Source organism: Mycobacterium sp. 4858, assembly GCF_900240975.1.
Taxonomy (GTDB): domain Bacteria; phylum Actinomycetota; class Actinomycetes; order Mycobacteriales; family Mycobacteriaceae; genus Mycobacterium.
Map to the genome: position 1 here is coordinate 1438436 of NZ_LT968775.1, position 22254 is coordinate 1460689.

Sequence of the window (22254 nt, forward strand, 5' to 3'; positions counted from 1 at the left end):
CGGATCAGCCGCCGTTGAGCAGCAGCATGAGCCCGTAGTCCATGTGGATCTGCTGGTGGCAATGCAGCAGTGACAGGCCGGGCTGGTCGGCGACGAAGTCGACGTCCATGCTCTGGTAGCCGCCGAGCATCGCGACGTCCTTGCGCACGCCGGCCGTTGGCGTGCCGGCGATTCGGGTGATCTCGAACGTGTGCCGGTGCAGGTGCATGGGGTGCATGTCGTCGCTGGCATTGCGGAAGCGCAGCCGGTAGCGCTTGCCGCGTTGCACGTCGAGCACCGGCCGATTGGTGTCCATGGAAAACGGCGTGCCGTTGAAGGTCCAGACGTTGAACCCGTTGTCGGCGGCATTGCGCTTCTCGATCAGCAGCTCGATCGTGCGCTCGGGCGGCGGGAGGGGGGCGGGCTGCGCGAACAGCCGGTAATCCCACTTGAACGACGGCGGCGGCGCCCACTGCGGATCCCCGCCCCGCCCGGCATATTCCACGACGACGCCCATCCCGTGGTTTCGGTCGTCGTCGGACACGTCCCCCAGCACCCACACGCCCGGGTTGGTCATGGTGACCAGGGCCGAAATCCGTTCGGCCGCACCGAGCCACAGCACCGGCACCGACGCGGCGTTGGGTACCGGGTTTCCGTCCAGCGCGACCACGGTGAAAGTGTGGCCCGGCAGCGCCAGGCTCCGGGTTTCCGTGGCGCTGCCGTTCAGCACGTGCAGCAGCACCCGCTGACCGGTGCGCACCCAGATCGGCTCGCCGTGGCCCAGCATCCGCCCGTTGACGGCGAACGCCCCGTAACCGACCTCGTAGCCACGCGGGTCGCCGCGGGCCAGCGACGCCGCCATCGACGACTCGCCTTTGTCTTTCAGGTCCGGCTCCTGGTCGCCGGCCAGGAAGTCGGCGGCCATGTCGCCCCCGCGGGTGAGACTGGGCTCGAATTCCTTGAGCGTCAGGAAGATCTCTTGGTCGTAGGCGCCGACGTTCTGCCGGGGCTCGATGTAGACGGGGCCGACCAGACCGCTGTATTGGCCGCGGGACAGGTCGGCGCGCGGCACCACATGGGTGTGGTAGAAGCGGAAACCCGCCGGGCCCGGCACGAAGGAAACCCGCCGCGTGCCGTGTGCGGGGATGTAGGGCGTTCCCTCCTCGGCGGAGCCGTCGACGTCGACGCCGACGTGCTGGCCGTGCCAGTGCAACTGCTCGGGTGAATCCGTGTCGTTGAAGATCTCCACCGTGGTTCGACGGCCCTCGGTGAACCGCAGCAGCGGGCCCGGGAACTGGCCGTTGTAGGTCACGGTCGACACGACGTGACCCGGGGCCAATTCCACGGCGGCGGTGCCGATCCGCAGCGTGTAATCGGGCTTGCCGCCGGGCGGTGCGGGCGGCGCGCACGCGGCCACGGCGCCGGTGCTTCCGCTTGCGGCCAGCGCGGCCAGGCCGCCCCACTTCAAGAAGTCACGCCGATCGAGGGGCACGGTGATCACCTTCGCGGAGAAGCGTCGAGGGCGGGCAGCAGGAATGCGATGCGGTCGTCCAATTCGCTTGCCACCCGGTCGAATTCCGGGTACCCAGCGCCGTCGGCCGAGGGGTCGGGCAGGCTCCAGTGCGTCGTCGTGTCCAGGCCATGGTCGTGCGCGTACTCGCGGACCTTGTCGCAGAGGGTGATCACGCAATCGAAGCTGCGCCGGGCGACCGCGGTCAACGGGCGGGGCCGGCGCCCGGCGAGGTCGATGCCGTACCTGTCACGCATGACGCGTACCGCGTTCGGGTGCAGGTGCGGCTTGGGATGGCTGCCCGCGCTCGCGGCGCGAATGCGGCCCTGCCCTCGCCTCTCGAGCAGCGCCTCGGCCATGGGTGAGCGCGCGCTGTTGCCGGTGCACAGGAACAGCACCGACCGTCCCGCCGGCGGGGCGAGCGGCGCGGCCGCCAGGGCGGGATGCAGCGCCGCGGCCGCGTCGCGGAACGCCCCCGCGCACCCTGCCAGGTTCAGGCGGTAGTAGGTGTCTCGGCCGTCGAAACTGCTGCGCCGCGCGTCGACCAGGCCGGCCGAGCGCAGTAGCCGCAGGTGATACGAGACGAGATTTTGCGGCTCGCCCACGGCGGCGGCCAATTCCCGCACCCGGTGGTCGCCGCCCGCGAGTTCGGTCAGCAGCGCCCAGCGCACCGGGTGCGACGCCATCTGCATCAGCTGGGGAACCACAGCCCGATCGGTCGCCGGCACCCCTCGGACAATACATCAAGTTGATTTGATAGGTTAGACGCTGCGTGCGCGGGGAGGAGACCGATTGGGCGACAACGACACCGGCGAGCTTCGCCGAAGCCTGGGTGTGTTCGACGCGGTAGTGATCGGGCTGGGGTCCATGGTCGGCGCCGGGATCTTCGCCGCTCTCGGCCCGGCCGCCCGCGCCGCGGGATCCGGCCTGCTGCTGGGCCTGGCGTTGGCGGCGTTGGTGGCCTATTGCAACGCCACCTCCTCGGCCCGGCTGGCCGCTCGCTACCCCGCCTCCGGCGGCACTTACGTGTACGGCCGCGAGCGGTTGGGCGACTTCTGGGGATATCTGGCGGGTTGGGGTTTTGTCGTCGGCAAGACCGCGTCGTGCGCGGCGATGGCCCTGACCGTCGGCTCTTACGCGTGGCCGTCGCAGGCGCACGCGGTGGCGGTCGCCTCGGTGGTCGCGCTGACGGCGGTGAACTATGCCGGGGTGCAGAAGTCGGCGTGGCTGACTCGCGTCATCGTCGCGCTGGTGTTGGCCGTGCTGGCCGCGGTGATCGTCGCCTCATTCGCGTCGGGAACGGCCGACGCCGAACAACTTCGCCCGTTCGGTACCACGATCGGTGGGGTGGTTCAGGCCGCCGGGCTGCTGTTCTTCGCCTTCGCCGGCTACGCGCGCATCGCGACCCTGGGCGAGGAGGTGCGCGACCCGGCGCACACCATTCCGCGGGCGATCCCGCTGGCGCTCGGCATCGCCCTGGCCGTCTACGCCCTGGTGGCGGTGGCCGCGGTCTCGATGCTGGGGCCCCGCCGGCTCGGCCAGGCGACGGCGCCACTGGTTGACACCGTGCGGGCGGCCGGGACCGGCTGGCTCGTTCCCGTCGTGCAGGTGGGCGCGGCGGTCGCGGCGCTGGGCTCGCTGCTGGCATTGATCCTCGGCGTCTCGCGCACCACCTTGGCCATGGCCCGCGACCACCACCTCCCCCACGGGCTGACCGCCGTGCACCCCAGTTTCCGGGTGCCGCACCGCGCCGAGTTGCTGATCGGCGCCGTCGTGGCGGTGTTGGCCGCCGCCGTCGACCTCAGGGGCGCGATCGGCTTCTCCTCGTTCGCCGTGTTGATCTATTACGCGGTCGCCAACGCCTCCGCGTTCACCCTCCGGCCGGACGAGGGCCGTCCGGTCCGCGCGATCCCCGCGATCGGGCTTCTCGGATGTGTCGTTCTGGCGTTCGCGATGCCGCTGTCGTCGGTGCTCTCCGGCCTCGTGGTGCTCGCCGTCGGCGTCGCCGCCTACGCGATTCGGCGGGCCTTAAGGGATTCCGATCACCAGGAGGCCGCACATGATTAGCCCCGGATCCCGACTCACACCGGTGCTCTCGACGCGCGCCCCGGCCGCGGTGGTGCTGATTCGTTTCTATGTGGGACTGGTGTTCGCTTGCGAGGGCGTTCTGAAGTTTCTTCGACCGGCCGCACTGGGCACCGGCAGGTTCGAGAAGGCGGGCATCCCGGCGCCTGCGTTCTTTGCCACCCTGGACGGAGCTTTCGAGATCGGCTGCGGCACGCTGATCCTCCTCGGGCTGCTGACCCGGCTGGCCACCGTGCCGATGATCGTCGACATGCTCGGGGCGTTGTTCATCACCAAGCTGCCCCTCTTCTGGTGCCAGGCCCCGCTCTTCGGCGGCGAACACGGGTGGTGGGACTTCATCCACGAATCCCGCGTCGACCTGGCCCAGCTGTGCGGCAGCCTGTTCCTGCTGTTCGCAGGGGCCGGCGCCTTTTCGCTGGACGCCCGGCTCGCCGGGTCGGCGCTGCGGTCGCCACCGACGACCACCTAAGGGTTTGCGCGCTGATTCGAGAAGTGTTTATATAGAAGAATGTCGAATCAAGCGCAGACGTGCTGTGCGACGCTGGGGTCGGCCGCCATGGATGAGTCGCAGGCGTCCGAACTGGCGGGCATGTTCAAGGCGCTGGGCGATCCGGTACGCCTGAGGTTGTTGAGCCTGATCGCCAGCCACCCCGGCGGCGAGGCCTGCGTCTGCGAGATATCGGCGACCTTCGATCTGTCGCAGCCAACAATTTCCCATCACCTCAAGCTGCTGCGTTCAGCCGGGCTGCTGGACTGCGAGCGGCGCGGCACCTGGGTGTACTACTGGGTGATTCCCGCTGCGCTGCAGCGGCTTTCGTCGGTGCTGCGGCCATGACCGACACCCGCGCCCCGGCGCCCACCACGGCGGCGACCCGCCTCCCCACGCTGGACCGGCTGCTGCCGTTATGGATCGGCGCGGCGATGGCCGCCGGCCTGTTGCTCGGCCGAGTCGTTCCGGGCCTCGGTTCGGCCCTGAGCGCCGTTGCCATTCAGGGCATTTCGCTGCCGATCGCGCTCGGGCTGTTGGTCATGATGTATCCGGTGCTGGCCAAGGTCCGCTACGACCGGCTCGACGAGGTCACCGCCGACCGGAAGCTGATCGTGTCGTCCGTGTTGCTCAACTGGGTGGTCGGTCCCGCGGTGATGTTCACGTTGGCCTGGTCCCTGCTGGGCGACCTGCCCGAGTACCGCACCGGCTTGATCATCGTCGGGCTGGCCCGCTGCATCGCCATGGTCATCATCTGGAACGACCTGGCCTGCGGGGACCGCGAGGCCGCCGCCGTGCTGGTCGCGCTGAATTCGCTGTTCCAGGTGGTCATGTTCGCCGCGCTGGGCTGGTTCTACCTGTCGGTGCTGCCCGGCTGGCTGGGCCTGCCCCAAACCGGCATCCACGTCTCGCCCTGGCAGATCGCCAAGGCCGTGCTCATCTTCCTCGGCATCCCGCTGCTGGCCGGATACCTCTCGCGCCGGCTGGGCGAACGATTCCGGGGCCGCGACTGGTATGAGACGCGGTTCCTCCCCCGCATCGGGCCGTGGGCCCTGTACGGGCTGCTGTTCACCATCGTGATCCTGTTCGCCCTGCAGGGCCACGAGATCACTTCCCGGCCATGGGACGTGGCCCGGATCGCCATCCCGCTGCTGGCCTACTTCGCGATCATGTGGGCGGGCGGGTATGCGCTGGGACTCCTGTTGCGCCTCGGCTACGCCCGCACGACCACCCTGGCGTTCACCGCCGCCGGCAACAACTTCGAACTGGCCATCGCGGTGGCCATCGCGACCTACGGCGTCACGTCCGGGCAGGCCCTCGCCGGGGTGGTCGGCCCGCTGATCGAGGTGCCCGTCCTGGTCGGGCTGGTCTACGTTTCGCTCGCGCTGCGCCCCCGGCTGTTCCGGGCCGATTCAACCCAAGGAGCCCCCGATGACCGGTAAGCCCAGCGTCCTATTCGTCTGCGTGCACAACGCCGGCCGCTCACAGATGGCCGCCGCCTTGCTGAGCCAGATGTCCGACGATCGCATCGAAGTCCGTTCGGCCGGAACCCAGCCCGCCGACGAGATCAACCCCGTTGCGATCGCCGCCATGGCCGAGCGGGGCATCGACATCACGGCCGCCAGCCCGAGGGTCCTCACCGGCGACGACGTGCAGACCAGCGACGTGGTGATCACCATGGGCTGCGGCGACACCTGCCCCTACTTTCCGGGGGTGTCCTACCGCGACTGGACAGTGCCCGACCCCGCCGGCCAACCGCTGGCCACCGTGCGCGCCATCCGCGACGACATCGCCCAGCGTGTGGCGGCGTTGATCGCCGAACTCCTGCCCGCCCCCACCCCCTAGCCCGCACCCGAAAGAAAGGACACCTCATGTCTCGCGTGCAACTCGCCCTCAACGTCGACGACCTCGAGGAGGCGATCGCGTTCTACTCCAAGCTGTTCGACACCGCACCGGCCAAGGTCAAACCCGGCTACGCCAACTTCGCGATCGCCGAACCCCCGCTCAAGCTGGTGCTGCTCGAGAACCCCGGCCACGGCGGCAGCCTCAACCATCTCGGCGTGGAAGTCGGCTCCAGTGAGACCGTGCACGCCGAAATCGCCCGGCTCGGCGACCGGGGGCTGGTCACCGACGAGCAGCTCGACACCACCTGCTGCTTCGCCACGCAGGACAAGGTGTGGGTCAGCGGTCCCGGCGGGGAACGGTGGGAGGTCTACACCGTCATCGCCGACTCGGAGACCTTCGGAGACACCGCCGACGAGCCCTGCTGCCAGGCCTAGGGGCACCGCCGGGTGGTTGCCCCTCGGTTCGATTGGGAAGACTGACCGGATGACCAACCCGGGAGAAGACGCGTTCGAGAAACTGGTCGGCCTGCTGAATTACCCGATGTACGTGGTGACCACGCGGGCCGACGACGTCTCGGCGGGCTGTCTGGTCGGGTTCGCCAGCCAGACCAGCATCCACCCGCCCCGATTCCTGGTCGGCCTGTCCAAGAAGAACCACACGTTCCGGGTCGCCACCGAGGCGACTCACCTGGCGGTGCACCTGTTCGACCACGACCACCTCGACGTCGTGGAGCTGTTCGGCAGCCAGACCGGCGACACGGTCAACAAGTTCGACCGCTGCTCCTGGCACACCGGCCCGGCGGGGGTGCCCATTCTCGACGACGCCGCCGCATGGTTCGTCGGCGAGATTCTCGACAGGTTCTCGCTGGGCGACCACGTCGGGCACCTGCTCGCGCCGGTGGACGGCCGCCCGCCGGAAGAGCTCGAACGCTGGGTGTCCTTCGGCGACGTCCGCCACCTGGAACCCGGCCACGAGGCGTAGCCGTGGCTCCCCGGGTGGGCACCGTCGCCGGCGTCACCGAACTCGCGTCGTTCTACGCCGATCCCCCGCACGGGGTGCGGGCCAACATGATCTTCAGCGCCGACGGGGCCGCCGCGTTCGGCGGCCGGGCCGGCCCGCTGTCGTGTCCCGCCGATCAGCAGCTGCTGAAAATCCTGCGCGGCTTCGCCGACGTCGTCCTGGTGGGCGCCGGGACCGCGCGCACCGAGAACTACGGCCCGGTGCGGCTCACCGAGCCGGGGCGGACCGCGCCGCCCCCGGTCGCGGTGATCAGCCGCAGCGGCCAACTGCCGTCGAGGCTGTTGGCGGACCCCGACCGGCCACCGATCGTGGTGACCTGCGCGCAGGCCGCGGCGGCGCGCGACCACCCCGGCGACGACGGCGGGCGGCAGGTGCTGCTGGCCGGCGAGGACTCCGTGGACGTGGCGCGCGCCGTCGCGCTGCTGCGCGAGCGGGGCATGCACCGCATCCTGTGCGAGGGCGGCCCGACTGTGCTCGACGAGCTGGTGGAGGCCGGCCTGGTCGACGAGATCTGCGTGACGCTGGCCCCCAAGCTCGCGGCCGGCCAGCCGGTGGGCCACCGCCTGATGCCGTCGCCGTTGCGCACCCCGGTCGCGATGCGCCTCGAACACGCGCTGGTCTTGGAGGACTACCTGTTCCTGAGGTACCGCCGCTGATCCGCTCGAAATGCAGCGAATGCGCTCGCTTCCTATGATGGAAATGCCCGGTTTCACCCTCACATCGAATCGCCTGCGCGGCATCGTTTTCAGTCCCTCGCCGTCCACTTTCTCGAGCCACACAGAGGAGGACCATCGGCCAGGTGAGCAGCTCAAAAGACGATCACGACTACCGCAACCTGGCGGTGAACCGGCTGCGGCCCAGCGAACTTCAGTGGGCGCTGAACCATGACTCCGTGCACGGGATCGCGTACGCCTTCAAGAATCCCGTCGCCGTCGCCGAGTCCATCGACGATCCGGACGACGACCGCCTGACGTACCTGATCCGCGTCCGGCGCGACGACCTGGCCAACGCGCTGGGCAAGATCAACAACTGGATCACCGAAAACCCCGGCCCCGCCGGGATGCAGGCCTTCGGATTCGTCCGGGCGCTGTCCCGCGAGGGGCTCACCGAACGCAGCGGCGGTGACGACGAACCCCGTTGACTGCGCACCGTCGAATTAGCTGGCTTTCGCTATTCGCCGTGCTTGGCGGCCGGTGAGACCTTAGCCTTATGCCTGCGCACGGTCGGTGGCTGAGGAGTCGGGATGGGTGACACGACCGCGGATTCGCGGGAGGGCTCGCAGTTCGGTCCGTATCGGCTGCGGCGGCTGGTCGGCCGCGGCGGCATGGGTGACGTCTACGAGGCCGAGGACACGGTCCGGGAGCGCATCGTGGCGCTGAAGTTGATGTCGCAGACGCTGTCCAACGACCCCGTCTTCCGCTCCCGCATGCAGCGCGAGGCGCGCACCGCGGGCCGGCTGCAGGAACCGCACGTCGTCCCGATTCATGATTTCGGCGAGATCGACGGTCAGCTCTATGTCGACATGCGGCTGATCGACGGCAAGGACCTGGGCACCATGCTGAGCCGGTACGGGCCGCTGTCCCCGCCGCGGGCGGTGGCCATCGTGCGCCAGATCGGCTCGGCGCTCGACGCCGCGCACGCCGCCGGGGTGCTGCACCGCGACGTCAAGCCGGAGAACATCCTGGTGAGCGGCGACGACTTCGCCTACCTCGTCGACTTCGGGATCGCCAGCGCCACGTCCGACGAGAAGCTGACGCAATTCGGCACCACGGTGGGAACCGTCAAGTACATGGCCCCCGAGCGGTTCAGCGACGCCGAGATCACCCATCGGGCCGACATCTACGCCCTGGCCTGCGTGCTCTACGAGTGCTTGACCGGATCCCCGCCGTACACCGGCGACCAGGTCAGCGTGATGGGCGCCCACCTGCACCAGGCGATCCCCCAGCCCAGCGCCGCGCGGCCCGGCATCCCGGCCGCGTTCGACGCGGTGATCGCGCGCGGGATGGCCAAGGATCCCGCGGACCGCTACGCCACCTGCGGTGACCTGTCCGTGGCCGCCTACGCGGCGCTGGCCGAACCCGACCGGGACCGCGCCACCGACATCTTGCAGCGCAGCCAGGTGGCGCGGATACCGGCCGCGCTCGCCAGCCAGCAAGCCGCCGGAGTCGCCCAGGCACCCCCGGCGCACGCCCCGGCGTCCGGCCCGATGTGGGCGGCGCCGCCGGCCCCGGTCCCCCAGCCGACGGGCTGGGCGGGGGCCCCCGCATGGGGATCCGCCGGCCCCGTCGGGGCGCCGCCCTGGGGCCAACCGCCGCGCCCGCGCCGGAAACCGTGGCTGTGGGTGGGCATCGCCGGCGTCGCCGTGCTGGCCGTCGTGGGTCTGGTCCTCGCCATCGTCCGGCCGTGGGAGTCGTCGTCCCCGACCGCGCCGACCTCGCAACCGCCGCCGCCGGACGCCGTCGCGCTGCGGGTGCTCGACGACGGCGTGTACGTGGGCAGCTCGGCGGCGCCGATGACAATCGACATCTTCAACGAACCCATCTGCCCGCCGTGCGGCAGTTTCATCCGGTCGAACGCGGGCGACATCGACACCGCGGTCAACAACAAGAAGCTCGCGGTGCGCTACCACCTGCTGGACTTCCTCGACGACAAGTCGCACAGCAAGAACTACTCGACCCGGGCAGTCGCGGCGTCGTACTGCGTGGCCGCGCAGAACGATCCCAAGCTGTACACCGCTTTCTATTCGGGCTTGTTCGCCAGCAGCTTCCAGCCGGCCGAGGACGCCGCCGAGGACCGCACCGACGGGGAGCTCGCTTCGCTGGCCAAGTCCGTCGGCGCGGATGCCGACGTCATGACCTGCATCAAATCCGGTGACGATGTCGGCACGGGAAAGGCGAAGTCCGCCAACGGGTATGCGACGCTGTCGGGGCTGAACGCCAATTCCACCCCGTTCGTGTGGGACGGCACCGCGTCGGTGAACTATTCCGACCCGACCTGGCTGACCAAGCTGCTCGGGTGATCGCGTCGCGGGAGCCGAACCACTACGACCCGAGGGCGGCCAGTGCCCGCCGGGCATCGTCGGCGACCGAGGTGTATACGGCGAGCACGTCGCAAAACCCTTGCTGACTATCGCTTTCGACGACCTTGGCGAAGATCGTCGCGCCCGCGACGTCGAGCATGAGGTCGTCGAACGGGGGGATCACCCGTTGCGAGCGGACCCGGACCGCTTCCGCACCGCTCGCGATCAGCTCGGCGGGAAACGGGTCGCCGATGACCTTGTCCTTGATGACCGCCACACCGATGGATATGGGTGCCGGCAGGCGGGTCAGGGCGCGTTCGACGGTGGGTAGCTGGAGGTTGTATTCGCCGGCCAGCCCTCGGACGTCGTGTACCGTGACCGGCTCGGTGATGCCTTTGACACGCACCTGGAACGACGCCAACGTGGATGCCACATCACGGATCTCGCGATATGCCCAGTCGGACACCAGGACCTGACCACCGACGGAGTGCGATTCGATTCGGGCGACCAGGTTGACCGTTTTGCCGATCGCGGTGTACTTCTGCCGCCGCCGTGACCCGATGGTGCCGACGACGGCCTCCCCGGTGTGTACGCCGATGCCGAGCGCGAGTTCGGGAAGCCCTTCGCGCCGATGGGTGGCGTTGAGGTCATTCATGGCCAGCTGCAGTTCGAGGGCGGCCGCGACGGCGTTCGCGGTGGCGTCGTCGTCGCTGATCGGCGCGCCGAAGAACACGAGCATCCCGTCTCCGAGGATTTCGTTGATCGTGCCGTTCCGGCGGAACATGACCTCGGTCGCGCGTTCGAGATATCCGTTCAGCACCTGCACGACCTGCTCGGGCGGGAGGACTTCGGACAGTCCGGTGAATCCGCGGATGTCAGCCATCAACACGGTCAGCGTGCGGCGTTCACTACCCAGGTGTCCCTCGGGGCAGGCCAGCAGCTGGGCCTTCACCTCCTCGCACACGTACCGCCCGAAGATCTCCTCGACGCGGCGCTTCTGCTCCACCAGCTCGACGGTGCGGCGGCGGGCCTCCTCGCCGGCCTGGAGTTCCCGCACGATCGTGACGGCCTTGGCGATGGTGGCTCGGAGGTCCTCCAGGTCAAGCGGCTTCACCTGGAAATCGAAGGCGCCGCGCATCATCGCGCCCCGGATGTTCCTGGCGTCGTTGTAGGCGGTGAGCACGATGGTCTTGAGGGGCCGGCGCAGCTTTGCGACTTCGGCCAGCAATTCAAGCCCGTTCATCGCGGGCATGTTGAGATCGGTGATCAGAACTTCCAGGTCGGGGCTCTCGTCGACCATCTTCAGGGCCTGCAGCGGGTCCGTGGTGAAGCTGAGGGTGTACTCCCCCCGCTGCAGCTCCTTGCGAAAACGCCCCCGAAAGAGCGCCTGAACGTCCTCTTCGTCGTCGACGACCAACAGGCGCACCGGTTGTGACTTCTCTGCCAATTCAACCCCCAGCCCGCGGTGCGGTTCGTGCGCCTGCATCACACCTCCTGGTCCGGGTGTCAAAGGTCCCGCGTATCGTAACCGAGTCAAAGCATCCGCACATGCGGAATGGCTAACCGCCGCAACACATCTCGAATGTGAACGCTCGGTGTCCGGCAGGCCACGCCGACCCTCCACCACACCCTTTCTGCGGCAACCGGATTCGCCCCTCAACGTACCGCATCCGGCCACTCGGCGGTCATCAATTCTTCACTTTGTGCCGTGGCCCCCCAGGCGAAATGTCCTACACTGCGCATGAATAACGCTGACTCGGTGAGGCGACGTGGAACCAGAAACCAGTGTCCCGCAGGTGCGGCGCCCCTGGCCGACCAGGAGGATTTTCTGGAACCTCGCCGCGGCGATGATCGGTTTCGGTTTGGCCATCGGCGTGTGGGATCCGTTCATCGCCGTGGCGGACGGCGTGCCCGCCGCCCATGCGATGCGACCGTTCCCGTTCGCCGTCGCCACGGGCGCCGGCATTCTGGTCGGCCTGGTGAACTTCCTCATCGTCAGCCGCGTCGTCGGCCACCGGTTACATGCGGTCTCCACACGGCTGTCGGCGGCCCGCCGGGACATCGCCGACAGCGTGGGAACCGATTCGTGGCAGCCCTTGGCGGACCGTTACGGGTTGCCCGTCTACAGCCAGGACGACTTCGGCCGGACCGCGGCGTGCTTCAACTATCTGCTGAGTTCCATCGATTGGAGCCGGGCGGCCGAACGCGAACTCCGCCTGAGCCTGGTCGAACAGGCCAAGCTCGCCGCCCTGGGGACACTCACCGCCGGCGTCGCTCACGAGACGAAGAACCCGCTCAACTTCGTCGTGAATTTCGCCGAGTTGAACCTCGAGCTGTGCGACGAACTCCGCGAGATCACGACCGGCGACGGTGACGAGCCGGTGTCGGATCTCCTGTCGGATCTCCAGGCGAACTCCACCAAGATCCTCCACCACGCCGAACGGGCGCTGGCCGTCATGGCGACGATGCTTCAGGTCGGTCGATCGGCTGCCGGCGACGCCCATTCGTGTCGTCTCGACCAGATCGTCGAGCAGAGCGCCGCGCTCGCCGAGCATTCCTGGAGAGCCGGCCACCAGGGTGCGCGATGCGCGATTCACGTCGAACTCGACGACGCCGACCCGGTGGTACGCGGCGTCGAAGGCGACCTCGTCCAGGTGATGATCAACCTGGTGATGAACGGGCTCGAGGCCGCCGCTTCGGTCACGGATCGCGTGGGCGAGGTGCGGGTTTCGGTGCAACACGAGGACGGCTGGGCGACCGTCGTCGTCGCCGACAACGGGCCCGGCATCGATCCGGAAGCACTACCCCACATCTTCGAGCCGTTTTTCACCACCAAACACGGCAGCGGCGGCACTGGACTCGGGCTGTCGATCAGCAAGAACATCATCGACAACCGTCACCATGGGCAGCTTGATGTCAGCAGCCAGCCCGGTTCCGGCGCCCGCTTCGTCGTCCGACTTCCGCTGGAGTCCGTGCCCGCGGCGGCCGCGACGCCCGCCTAGGCCGTCACGCGACGAGGTGCGGCTGGGCTTCGAGGGCCGCGCGGGTGGCGGCCCGCCCGGCCTCCAGTGCCGCATCGATCTTCTTGAAGTCCAACGGCCCGATGGCGGAGATGTCGGGCTCGATGACGGCCGCGACCCGCGGAAGTGCGCGCAGATCCCCGCGCGAGGCCGCCAGGTCGACGGCGCGAAGCAGGGTCTCCTGTAGTGGCGGCACGGCGGCGTCGGTCCCGGTGAGCAGATGCCGAACGAGGCGCGGTGGCTGAAGGACCGCCGGAAGCAAGCCGAAACCGTTGGACGGCACGAACTTTCGACGCAAGTCGACACAGATGACCTCACCGTCCTGATCGGCGCACATCACGTCGGCCGGAAGGTTGTTCAGCAGTCCCCCGTCCACGAGGAGCTGCTCGCCGCGTGGCACCGGCGGCAGGAGGCCAGGGATCGAAATCGATGCGCGCACCGCCGTCGACAGCGGCCCGCGCCGGTGCACGATCTGGTTCCCGGTGATCATGTCCGCCGAGACGGAGAAGAACTCCTTGGGCAGATGCTCGATCAACGCGCTTCCGAAGAACTCGCGCAGCAACCGATCGACACGGGCTCCCCTGGTCAGCGCCACCGCGGGGAGGGTGTAGTCGCTCAGGGGGCTGGTCTGGGCGATGAACTTGCGCGCCGCGGCGGTCGCCTCCGTTGGGGGCAGGCCCAACGCGAACGCGGCGGACGCGATGGCGCCGGCGCTCGTCCCGCCGAACCGATCGATGGCGATCCCCGCCCGGGTGAGTTCCTCGTACACCCCGAAGTGCGCGAGCCCGCGCGCCCCACCGCCGGCCAACACCAAGCCGAGGGAGCGGCCCGCGATCCTGCGGGCGAGGGCTGCGATGCCGTCGTCGCTGTCCGGATGATGCGACACCGGATGCAAGGCGTCCCACCAGCGGGGGTCGGGTTCGGCCGTGGTGATCAAGTGGATCGGCCGCCCTGTGTCGGGTCGATCGAGGTCGGTTGGCGGACGGGTGGGATCCACCAAAACGACGACCCGATCGCATTGCGAGACAACGTATCGTCGCCATTGCTCGCCGGAACCGCGGTCGGCCACCAGCAGCACCCAGTCGTTGCCGCGCTCGGCCCGGTCGAGCACCTCGCTGAACGCCTCGACGAAGGCGCCGCCGCCGCCCGCCGGGGCCGTCGTCTCGGGCGGTGGCGCGAGCGCGTCAACCCGGCCGTAACAGGTCAGCCGGGCCACGAGCGCGTCGACCGTCGGCCCGGCGCCGACCTCCCCGGTGGCCAACACCCCGATCACGCGGGGACGCAGCGAACCGTGCACGGAACGCGACTCGCGGAGCATCCGTGCCATCGCCCGGAGCATCGCGAACTGCAGTCGCGGCGCCTTCTCGAGCACCGCGGTGAACACGTCGGCGGCGATCCTCCACACGACGCCGTCCCGGATGGCGCGCACTCCTGCCGACCGAGCGGCCCCGGCGATCAAACCCAGGTCCCCGATCGAGTCACCCGAGGCCATCTCGCGCAGGAGACTGCCGTCGGCGCCGAAGGCCGCGAATCGGCCCGAGTCGATCACGAAGATGGCATCCGATGGGTCGCCCAGCCGGAAGAGCCACTCGCCGGCGGGAACATGCCGGCGCTCCACGGCGGCGCAGAGCCGGTCGAGTTGTTCGTCGTCGATGTCCGCCAGTATCGGAACCTTGCGCAAAGCGGTCCGCGCGTCGGCCGCATGCCACTGCTGGTTAGCGCTCATAAGCCGCCGGACGCATCATCGCTCCTCCGACCGATCACGGAAAGGTGTAGTGGGAGCTTATCGGCAGACCGCGTCGCCGTCCGCGGCAATCGAAAGTCGTTGTGGCACTGAGCCGTCGAAACATCGAGACGCCGCTCGTTAGTCGCCAAACCCCGGGTTGAACGCCGCCTGCGGTTCACGCCGTATTCACCCACGGGGTGCCACACCGCTTGGACGCCTTCGGTTCCCGCGATCACCGCGGCGCCTTGCGGTATTGTCCGCAGCAAACCGCCGGCACGAGGTGATGAGACGCGGCGAGGCAACCATGACTTCAGCGATCGAGATGCCCGGTGGGGGGCCGGGTGAGCCGCTCGGCTACCTGGTCGTCAACGACGGTGGTTCCGAACGCAGCGTGCCCATTTTCGATCAGCTGTTCATCGGCCGCGAATGCGCGGGGATCAGCGAACCACGCAGGCTGATGATTCGCGATCCGGAGATCTCGCGCACCCATCTCGAGATCCGGTTGGACGCCGCCGCCGACCAGGCTTTCGCCATCGACACCAGCACCAACGGCACGATGGTCAACGGGATGCGCCTGGAGCGCGCGGTGCCACGGCCGATCCGCCCGGGTGACGAGATCCGAATCGGCGACGTGGCCCTGATCTTCCGCTCGCAACGGTTCAACGCCGCCGCTGCCGCCATGCCCCACGGCCTGACACGCACCCGGATCAGCCAAGCCGCCTTGGTGATGGTGGTCGGTGACATCATCAACTACTCGACGATCTCCCAAGTGACGGAGGAGAGCGTCGTCGCCAGGAGCCTGCACACGCTCTGGAACGAGGTGGGCGCTGTGCTGCGCGCCCACCAGGGCACGCTCAACCACTACGCGGGCGATGCGATATTCGCGATCTGGGAGGCGAGCAAATTCGCCGACGCCGCCGAGCGGGCAATAGATTTCGCACTCGCCGCCAACGGGCTCGTCCAGGAACTCGGGCCGGGACTGCCGTTGCGTGGCCCCGACGACTCGCCGATCCGCATGGGGTGGGGGGTGGTGGTGGGCACGGTGGCGCTGGCGGCCATGACACGTTCGGTGGAGGCGGTGATCGGCGATTCGACCAACGTGGCGTTCCGATTGGCCGGGTTGGCGGGCCGCCAGGGCCGGGCCGCGGTGATCGTGACGAGCGGCGTCCGGAGCACGGTGGACGGCCACTTCACCTGGGGCGAAGGCGAAAAGGTGGAGTTGAAGGGCCGGCGTGGGCGGGAAACCGTCTTCCCCGTCATCGCTCGCCGGACCGCGGGAACCACAACCGTTCCCGGCATGGACCTCGCCGGACCCCCCACCGCCGAGGGGGACGGTCACACGACCGCGGAAACGCCCGTGCAAACCGACTGAGCCGTCACGCCGCGCGGCCCCACGGGGCCGATCGAGGAATCGGTGGCGGGCCGGCGTGACAGGCGTTACCGCACATCATGATTCGCCGCCCTGGGACGCCGCGCGCCGCGCGGGCCGAGCCGGCCATACCGCCTGGTGACCGACGCGATCGCATGCCGAACGGTGATGCTGTACTTTTCGTGCGATGAGATGGGTGGGCCGCACGAGCGCCCCCCGAGGGTGTTGTGAGTCGATGGGAGTCACTCGATGACCGGCGCGCAGGGGTCGCGGGTGGGGACGATGTTCGGCCCCTACCACCTCAAGCGACTCCTCGGCCGCGGCGGAATGGGCGAGGTGTACGAAGCCGAGCACACCGTCAAGCAGTGGACGGTGGCGCTCAAGCTGATGTCGCACACGTTCAGCCAGGACCCGGTTTTCCGCAAGCGGATGGAGCGCGAGGCCCGCATCACCGGCCGGTTGTTGGAACCGCACGTGGTCCCCATCCACGATTACGGCGAGATCGACGGGCAACTGTATCTGGAGATGCGGCTCATCGAGGGCGTCGACCTGGGCAGCCTGCTCGAACGGCACGGACCGCTCCCCGCCCCGCGAGCCGTGGCCATCGTGCGCCAGGTCGCGTCGGCCCTCGATGCCGCCCACGCGGCCGGGGTGATGCACCGCGACGTCAAACCGCAGAACATCCTCATCACCGGCGAGGACTTCGCCTATCTCGTCGACTTCGGCATCGCCAGCGCAAAAACCGACGAGAAGCTCACCCAGCTGGGCACCGCCGTGGGAACGTTGAAATACATGGCGCCGGAACGGTTTTCAAGCGACGAGGTGACCCCTCGCGCCGACGTCTACGCGCTGGCCTGCGTGCTCTACGAATGCCTGACCGCGACGCCGCCGTATCCCGCCGAGAGCACGGGCGTGTTGATCGCCGGGCACATGATGCAGCCCATCCCGAAACCCAGCGAGCAGGGATCCGGGGTGAGCCCGGCCTTCGACGCGGTGATCGCCGGCGGCATGGCCAAGGATCCGATCGAACGCTATCCCACCGCCGGGGCCCTGGCCGATGCCGCACACAAGGCGCTCAGCAGCCCCGAACGCGAGCGCGCCGACACGATCCTGCGGCGCGGTGAAACCGCCGGTGCGCCGCCCACCAGCTTCCACACCGAGACGTCGGCGGACCCGCCGCTGCCACAGGCGCCGCCGCCATCGGCCGCCGCCGCGCCGCGCAAGCGCAACCGTTGGCCGATCGTGGCGGCCGCGGCGGTGGCCGTCCTGGCGGCCTGCGCCGTCGGTGGCTGGCTGCTGCTGCAACCCGGCGGACAGCGGCACGCCAAGTCGACGGTCGCGAAAACCCCGCCGCCGTCCAGCGCCGCCCCCAACGACGACCAGGCGCGGCTGATGAGCCTGCTGCCGCCCGGCTACCTCGCGGGAACGTGCGTGCCCGCGACCCCGGAGTCGGGCAGCATCTGGGTGCACGCGGTGGCGATGGTGACGTGCGGGCCGAACACCCAACCCGGCGGCCCCAGCCACGCCACCTACGGGTTGTTCCCCACGCCCGACCGGCTCAAGAGGGCCTTCACCGACGACATCGGCAACGTCAGCCTGGTGAACTGCCCCGGCGAGGGACGCTCACCGATCAGCTGGCACTACGACCAGACGCCCAACGACACGGCCGGCCTGATCGCCTGCGGCACCTACAACAACCACCCGAACGTCATCTGGACCAACGACGAGAAGCTCATGCTCAGCGACGTCTCCGGCGACCCGGCCACCGTCGAGGACCTGCATACGTGGTGGGACGCGTACGGCTGACCCTCACAGGATGTAGAGCATCTCCTGGTAGGTCGGCAACGGCCACAAGTCGTCGGCCACAACGCCTTCCAGCGCATCGGCGGCCGCGCGCACCGCTTCCATCGCCGGCAGCAGCGCCTCCTGCGCGTGGGTGGCCTCCTCGAGCGCCGAGGACGCCGAGTGGTCCGACAGCGCCGAGCGCAGCGCCGCCAGCGCGGCGGTGAGGTCGGACAGCGGGGCCGAAACCGCTTCCAGCGCCGCCGTGTTGGGCTCCACCCCGGCGGCCTTCAGCGTCGCGACGTTCTGGGCGAGCTCGGTCTGGTAGCGCAGGGCCGCCGGCAGGATCACGGTCGTCCCGATCTCGAGGGCCAGCTTCGCCTCGACCCCGATGGTCAGCGCGTACTGCTCCAGCCGCACCTCGTAGCGGCTGTGCAGCTCGCGTTCGTTGAAAACGCCGTACTTCTCGAAGACTTCGACCGATTCGGGCTTGATGAGTTCGGGAATGGCGTCCAGCGTGGTCTTGAGGTTGGGCAGGCCGCGCTCGGCCGCCTCGATCTGCCAGTTCTCCGAATACCCGTCCCCGTTGAACACCACCGCGCCGTGATCGGTGATGATCTCGGTGAGCAGCTTCTGCACCGCCGCGTCGAAGTCCTCGCCGCTTTCGACGGCCTTCTCCAAAATCGTTGCGATGTAGTCGAACGAGTCGGCCATGATGGTGTTCAGGACGATCATCGGGACGGCGACCGTCTGCCCCGAACCGGGCGCCCGGAACTCGAATCGGTTGCCGGTGAACGCGAACGGGCTGGTCCGGTTGCGATCACCGGGATCGGTCGGCAGCGGCGGCAGGGTGTCGACGCCGATGATCATGGTGCCCTTACCCTTCGACGACGTCGCCGCGCCCTTGGCGATCTGCTCGAACACGTCGGCCAGCTGCTCACCGAGGAAGATCGAGATGATCGCCGGCGGCGCCTCGTTGGCGCCCAGCCGGTGATCGTTGGTGGCCGACGCGACCGAGACGCGCAGCAGCCCGGCGAACTTGTGCACCGCGCGGATCACCGCCGCGCAGAACACCAGGAACTGGGCGTTCTCGTGCGGGGTGTCGCCGGGCACCAGCAGCGAACCCAGCTCCGCGTTGCCCACCGAGAAGTTGACGTGCTTGCCCGAGCCGTTGACACCGGCGAACGGCTTCTCGTGGAACAGGCACTCCATGCCGTGCTTCTTGGCCAGCGTCTTGAACACGGTCATCAGCAGCTGCTGGTGGTCCGAGGCGATGTTGGCCCGCTCGAACATCGGCGCCACCTCGAACTGGCCGGGGGCGACCTCGTTGTGCCGGGTCTTGGCCGGGATGCCGAGCTTGAACAGCTCCCGCTCGGTGTCCATCATGAAGCCGAGCACCCGCTCGGGCACCGAGCCGAAGTAATGGTCGTCGAATTCCTGGCCCTTGGGCGGCTTGGCGCCGAACACGGTGCGCCCCGCGTTGATCAGGTCCGGCCGTGCCAGGAAGAAGTGGCGGTCGACGAGGAAGTACTCCTGCTCCGGCCCGCAGAAGGACACCACCTTGTTCAGGTCCTGGTGACCGAACAGCTTCAGGATGCGCTCGGCGTGGACACCCATGGCCTGCTGGCTGCGCAGCAGCGGTGTCTTGTAGTCGAGCGCCTCGCCGGTCATCGACACGAAAACCGTTGGGATGCATAGCGTATTGCCGTTCGGGTTCTCCAGCACGTAGGCGGGGCTGGTCACGTCCCAACCGGTGTAGCCGCGCGCCTCGAAGGTGCTGCGCAGCCCGCCCGAGGGAAAGCTGGAGGCGTCGGGCTCGCCCTGGATCAGGGTCTTGCCGGCGAATTCGGCGAGCGTCTGCCCGTCGGAGACGGGTTCCAGGAAGCTGTCGTGCTTTTCGGCGGTCAGCCCGGTCATCGGATAGAAGACGTGCGCGTAGTGGGTGGCGCCCTTCTCCAACGCCCAATCCTTCATGGCGACCGCGACGGCATCGGCGACAGCCGGGTCGAGCTTGGCGCCCTTGTCGATGGTCGCCACGACCGACTTGTACACCGCCTTGGGCAGCCGCGCCTGCATCTCGGCCTTGGTGAAGACGTTGGAGCCGAAGATCTCGCCCGGCAGTTCACCCGGGACGAAGCTGATGGCAGGAGGGACGTATGCCTCGACGTTGTTGATCGCCTGCAGGCGGACTGCGTTGCCGCTCAATGGAATTCCTATCGCTCAAGGGGGCCCACCGCTTGTCCTCGACGGACGGCTGGACCGGCTCACTTTAGGAACTCTCGATGGCGAATTTGTTACACCCGCGTCACCGGTATCGCCGCGATGGTTTCGATCGTGAGTCGCGACCCGCCGCTGTCGGGCGGGACCCGCGCGGCCGCAGGGCGAACGCCCACGAACGCCCGGAGGGCCCACCCTGCAGACGGGCGATGCGCAGCGCGCCGGCGATGAGGACGGCCGCGAGCGGCAGCTCGCCCACCCCGGCGGCCAGGACCGCGACGACGATGTCGCCGGGTTCGGCGGTGAGCACATCGAACCAGGCGTCGCACATCAGCAGCACGCCCGTCGCGAACGCGAACAACGTCAACAGGGGGTGATTCGTGAAACCAAGGACGGCGGTGGTGACCATGAACGCGAGCAGGAACAGGTCGAATCCGACCCAGGTCACCTGCCAATGCTGGGCGGTGTAGCTCTGCGGCAACGTCACTCCCAGGAAAACCGTCCACGGGATCAGCGCGAGAGCGGCACACAGCGCGAGCCACTCACGCAGCCGGCGGATCTGCACCGAACGGCGGGACCGCATCACCCGTTACTCCGAGGATCTCTCACGCGCGGGGCACGGAGCACACCCGCGATCATCCCAACCGGACCGGACATCCCGACCGGGTCCCTTACGACGTCTTTACGCCGGGGCCGTCAGTCGCGCCCACCGTCGCGGTCCTCGCGGTGGTCGGCGTCCTCGACCGTCAGCGGCAACGCCAGCTCTTCGAGCGGGCGCCGTTCGGCCGCGATGCCCAGCCGCAATTCGACCAGACCCGCGATCGCCATGACCGCCGCGCCCGTCACAAACGACCACACCACCTGGCCGCGCTCCCCGGAATTGATCAGCTGCCCGAACAGCAACGGGCCGGTGATGCCGCCGATCGCAGTGCCCACCGCGTAGAAGAACGCGATCGCCAGCGCCCTGGTCTCCATCGGGAAGATCTCGCTGACCGTCAGGTAGGCCGCGCTGGCGCCCGCCGAGGCCAGGAAGAACGCGACCGCGAGGACGCCCATGAACGCCCAGACGCCGCCGAGCTGGGTCACGAACAGGATCGCGAGCACGACCGCGACCACCGCGGAGCCGAGGTAGGTGGCGGTGATCATCGGCTTGCGCCCGATGCTGTCGAACAGGTGCCCGAGCGCCAGCGGCCCGACGAAGTTGCTCAGGGCCCAAAGGATGAAGAACAGTGGCACCTTCCCCGACGGCACCCCGTAGAACCCGCTCAACAGCGTGCCGAGGTTGAACGTCACACCGTTGTAGAGGAAGGCCTGCCCGGTGAACAGCGCCAGCCCGAGGATCGCGCGCCGTGGATAGAGCTTGAACGCCACCCGAGCGATCTCGCGGAACGAGATCGCCTCGCGCTGGCGGATCTTCAGCTTGCGGCCCTGCGGCTCGGGCAGCGGCTCGCCAGTTTCCTGCCGCACCGCCTCCTCGATCTCGCCGACGACCCGTTCGGCCTCTTCGTCGCGACCGTGGATGAACAACCAGCGCGGGCTCTCCGGGACGTTGCGCCGCACGAGCAGCACGAAGATGCCGAAGATGGCGCCGACGCCGAACGCGAGCCGCCAGCCGATGTTGGGCGCGAAGTGCGACGTGTCGAGCAACACGAGCGCACCGGCCGCGCCCGCGGCGGAGCCCAGCCAGTACGTGCCGTTGATGATCAGGTCGACGCGGCCGCGCAGGCGGGCGGGGATCAGCTCGTCGATGGCCGAGTTGATCGCGGCGTATTCGCCGCCGATGCCGGCGCCGGTGAAGAACCGCGCGACGAAGAAATACCAGGGGGCGAAAGCGAAGGCGGTCGCGACGGTGGCCACCAGGTACACCGCCAGGGTCAGCATGAACAGGTTGCGCCGGCCGAACCGGTCCGTCAGGTGCCCGAAGAACAGCGCGCCCAGGCAGGCGCCCGCGATGTAGAACGCGGCCGCGAGGCCGATCTGCGCGGCGTTCAAGTCGATGCCGCTGCCCTTTTCGGTCAGGCGGGCGGACACGTTGCCCACCATCGTGACCTCGAGCCCGTCCAGGATCCACACCCCGCCCAGCCCGATCACGACGCGCCAGTGGAATCGCGACCAGGGCAGCCTGTCCAGCCGCGCCGGCACGTGCGTGGTGATGGTCCCGGTTTGCACGCTTCCGCTCATCTGGCTCCTCTCTG

The 22254-nt window shown here is 68.7% G+C and carries 18 protein-coding genes and 1 pseudogene; 12 read left to right on the plus strand and 7 right to left on the minus strand.

Translation table 11 applies throughout. The features are described from left to right. Window positions 1-4 precede the first annotated feature (4 nt). Together C1737_RS06730 and C1737_RS27420 are read right to left on the minus strand one after the other, a co-directional pair. Window positions 5-1477 carry a multicopper oxidase domain-containing protein gene (locus tag C1737_RS06730; RefSeq protein WP_102417809.1) on the minus strand — a complete coding sequence of 491 codons (1473 nt, stop codon included), beginning with the start codon at window positions 1475-1477 and terminating at the stop codon, window positions 5-7. After that, entirely contained in the window at window positions 1477-2217 is a 741-nt protein-coding gene (locus C1737_RS27420; RefSeq protein WP_102417540.1) for a metalloregulator ArsR/SmtB family transcription factor, read from the minus strand. Before C1737_RS27420 ends, C1737_RS06730 begins: the two co-directional genes overlap by 1 nt. A gap of 64 nt (window positions 2218-2281) precedes the next feature. On the opposite strand from C1737_RS27420, the gene C1737_RS06740 reads away from it, so the two are divergent. The 9 genes and pseudogenes from C1737_RS06740 (at window position 2282) to C1737_RS06785 (ending at window position 9945) form a co-directional block, all read left to right on the plus strand. After that, window positions 2282-3556: an APC family permease gene (locus tag C1737_RS06740; RefSeq protein WP_068095106.1), complete on the plus strand. Its 1275-nt coding sequence runs from the start codon at window positions 2282-2284 to the stop codon at window positions 3554-3556. Then, window positions 3549-4043 carry a DoxX family protein gene (locus tag C1737_RS06745; RefSeq protein ID WP_102417541.1) on the plus strand — a complete coding sequence of 165 codons (495 nt, stop codon included), beginning with the start codon at window positions 3549-3551 and terminating at the stop codon, window positions 4041-4043. The genes C1737_RS06740 and C1737_RS06745 overlap by 8 nt, the downstream gene beginning before the upstream one ends. Window positions 4044-4082: 39 nt before the next feature. Next, window positions 4083-4409: a helix-turn-helix transcriptional regulator gene (locus C1737_RS06750; RefSeq protein WP_067924398.1), complete on the plus strand. Its 327-nt coding sequence runs from the start codon at window positions 4083-4085 to the stop codon at window positions 4407-4409. Continuing rightward, a pseudogene (gene arsB, locus C1737_RS06755) lies at window positions 4406-5906 on the plus strand (ACR3 family arsenite efflux transporter). Before C1737_RS06750 ends, arsB begins: the two are co-directional and overlap by 4 nt. A gap of 26 nt (window positions 5907-5932) precedes the next feature. Next, window positions 5933-6340 carry an ArsI/CadI family heavy metal resistance metalloenzyme gene (locus tag C1737_RS06765; protein ID WP_067924407.1) on the plus strand — a complete coding sequence of 136 codons (408 nt, stop codon included), beginning with the start codon at window positions 5933-5935 and terminating at the stop codon, window positions 6338-6340. 49 nt (window positions 6341-6389) lie between these two features. Continuing rightward, window positions 6390-6887 (plus strand): flavin reductase family protein, encoded by a 498-nt coding sequence (locus tag C1737_RS06770; RefSeq protein WP_102417543.1) that lies wholly within the window; start codon window positions 6390-6392, stop codon window positions 6885-6887. A gap of 2 nt (window positions 6888-6889) precedes the next feature. After that, entirely contained in the window at window positions 6890-7582 is a 693-nt protein-coding gene (locus tag C1737_RS06775; protein WP_102417544.1) for a pyrimidine reductase family protein, read from the plus strand. A 143-nt stretch (window positions 7583-7725) separates the two neighbouring features. After that, window positions 7726-8067 carry a hypothetical protein gene (locus tag C1737_RS06780; RefSeq protein ID WP_067924436.1) on the plus strand — a complete coding sequence of 114 codons (342 nt, stop codon included), beginning with the start codon at window positions 7726-7728 and terminating at the stop codon, window positions 8065-8067. Between the two features lie 102 nt (window positions 8068-8169). Then, the gene (locus C1737_RS06785; RefSeq protein ID WP_102417545.1) at window positions 8170-9945 is read left to right on the plus strand and encodes a serine/threonine protein kinase PknE; all 1776 of its coding nucleotides are present in this window, start codon (window positions 8170-8172) and stop codon (window positions 9943-9945) included. A 22-nt stretch (window positions 9946-9967) separates the two neighbouring features. On the opposite strand, the gene C1737_RS06790 is transcribed toward C1737_RS06785, so the two are convergent. Further along, window positions 9968-11431: an adenylate/guanylate cyclase domain-containing response regulator gene (locus C1737_RS06790; RefSeq protein WP_067924439.1), complete on the minus strand. Its 1464-nt coding sequence runs from the start codon at window positions 11429-11431 to the stop codon at window positions 9968-9970. Window positions 11432-11714: 283 nt separating this feature from the next. On the opposite strand from C1737_RS06790, the gene C1737_RS06795 reads away from it, so the two are divergent. Then, on the plus strand, window positions 11715-12947 hold the full coding sequence (locus C1737_RS06795) for a sensor histidine kinase (protein ID WP_142393429.1): 1233 nt from the start codon (window positions 11715-11717) through the stop codon (window positions 12945-12947). 4 nt (window positions 12948-12951) lie between these two features. Here the strand turns inward: C1737_RS06795 and C1737_RS06800 are convergent, their stop codons facing one another. After that, window positions 12952-14691 carry a patatin-like phospholipase family protein gene (locus tag C1737_RS06800; protein WP_102417546.1) on the minus strand — a complete coding sequence of 580 codons (1740 nt, stop codon included), beginning with the start codon at window positions 14689-14691 and terminating at the stop codon, window positions 12952-12954. A gap of 304 nt (window positions 14692-14995) precedes the next feature. On the opposite strand from C1737_RS06800, the gene C1737_RS06805 reads away from it, so the two are divergent. Then, entirely contained in the window at window positions 14996-16063 is a 1068-nt protein-coding gene (locus C1737_RS06805) for an adenylate/guanylate cyclase domain-containing protein (protein WP_231980320.1), read from the plus strand. A gap of 246 nt (window positions 16064-16309) precedes the next feature. Then, window positions 16310-17866, plus strand: coding sequence for a serine/threonine-protein kinase (locus tag C1737_RS06810; RefSeq protein WP_102417547.1), 1557 nt, complete (start codon window positions 16310-16312; stop codon window positions 17864-17866). 3 nt (window positions 17867-17869) lie between these two features. Here C1737_RS06810 and C1737_RS06815 read toward each other — a convergent pair whose 3' ends face one another. From C1737_RS06815 to C1737_RS06825, 3 genes are all read right to left on the minus strand, one after another. Next, complete coding sequence (locus tag C1737_RS06815; RefSeq protein WP_067924454.1) at window positions 17870-20047, minus strand: glutamine synthetase III; 2178 nt, start codon at window positions 20045-20047, stop codon at window positions 17870-17872. A gap of 100 nt (window positions 20048-20147) precedes the next feature. After that, window positions 20148-20642, minus strand: coding sequence for a hypothetical protein (locus C1737_RS06820; RefSeq protein ID WP_102417548.1), 495 nt, complete (start codon window positions 20640-20642; stop codon window positions 20148-20150). 113 nt (window positions 20643-20755) lie between these two features. Beyond that, on the minus strand, window positions 20756-22240 hold the full coding sequence (locus tag C1737_RS06825) for an MFS transporter (protein WP_102417549.1): 1485 nt from the start codon (window positions 22238-22240) through the stop codon (window positions 20756-20758). Between the last annotated feature and the right edge of the window lie 14 nt (window positions 22241-22254).

What these genes read in the sequence shown, in the direction of transcription:
- C1737_RS06810 (WP_102417547.1), top strand. Translation starts at nt 16,310, where the DNA reads ATGACCGGCGCGCAGGGGTCGCGGGTGGGGACGATGTTCGGCCCCTAC.
- C1737_RS06745 (WP_102417541.1), top strand. Translation starts at nt 3,549, where the DNA reads ATGATTAGCCCCGGATCCCGACTCACACCGGTGCTCTCGACGCGCGCC.
- C1737_RS06800 (WP_102417546.1), bottom strand. Translation starts at nt 14,691, where the DNA reads ATGAGCGCTAACCAGCAGTGGCATGCGGCCGACGCGCGGACCGCTTTG.
- C1737_RS06785 (WP_102417545.1), top strand. Translation starts at nt 8,170, where the DNA reads ATGGGTGACACGACCGCGGATTCGCGGGAGGGCTCGCAGTTCGGTCCG.
- C1737_RS06825 (WP_102417549.1), bottom strand. Translation starts at nt 22,240, where the DNA reads ATGAGCGGAAGCGTGCAAACCGGGACCATCACCACGCACGTGCCGGCG.
- C1737_RS06805 (WP_231980320.1), top strand. Translation starts at nt 14,996, where the DNA reads ATGACTTCAGCGATCGAGATGCCCGGTGGGGGGCCGGGTGAGCCGCTC.
- C1737_RS06820 (WP_102417548.1), bottom strand. Translation starts at nt 20,642, where the DNA reads ATGCGGTCCCGCCGTTCGGTGCAGATCCGCCGGCTGCGTGAGTGGCTC.
- C1737_RS06790 (WP_067924439.1), bottom strand. Translation starts at nt 11,431, where the DNA reads ATGCAGGCGCACGAACCGCACCGCGGGCTGGGGGTTGAATTGGCAGAG.
- C1737_RS06750 (WP_067924398.1), top strand. Translation starts at nt 4,083, where the DNA reads ATGTCGAATCAAGCGCAGACGTGCTGTGCGACGCTGGGGTCGGCCGCC.
- C1737_RS06765 (WP_067924407.1), top strand. Translation starts at nt 5,933, where the DNA reads ATGTCTCGCGTGCAACTCGCCCTCAACGTCGACGACCTCGAGGAGGCG.
- C1737_RS06770 (WP_102417543.1), top strand. Translation starts at nt 6,390, where the DNA reads ATGACCAACCCGGGAGAAGACGCGTTCGAGAAACTGGTCGGCCTGCTG.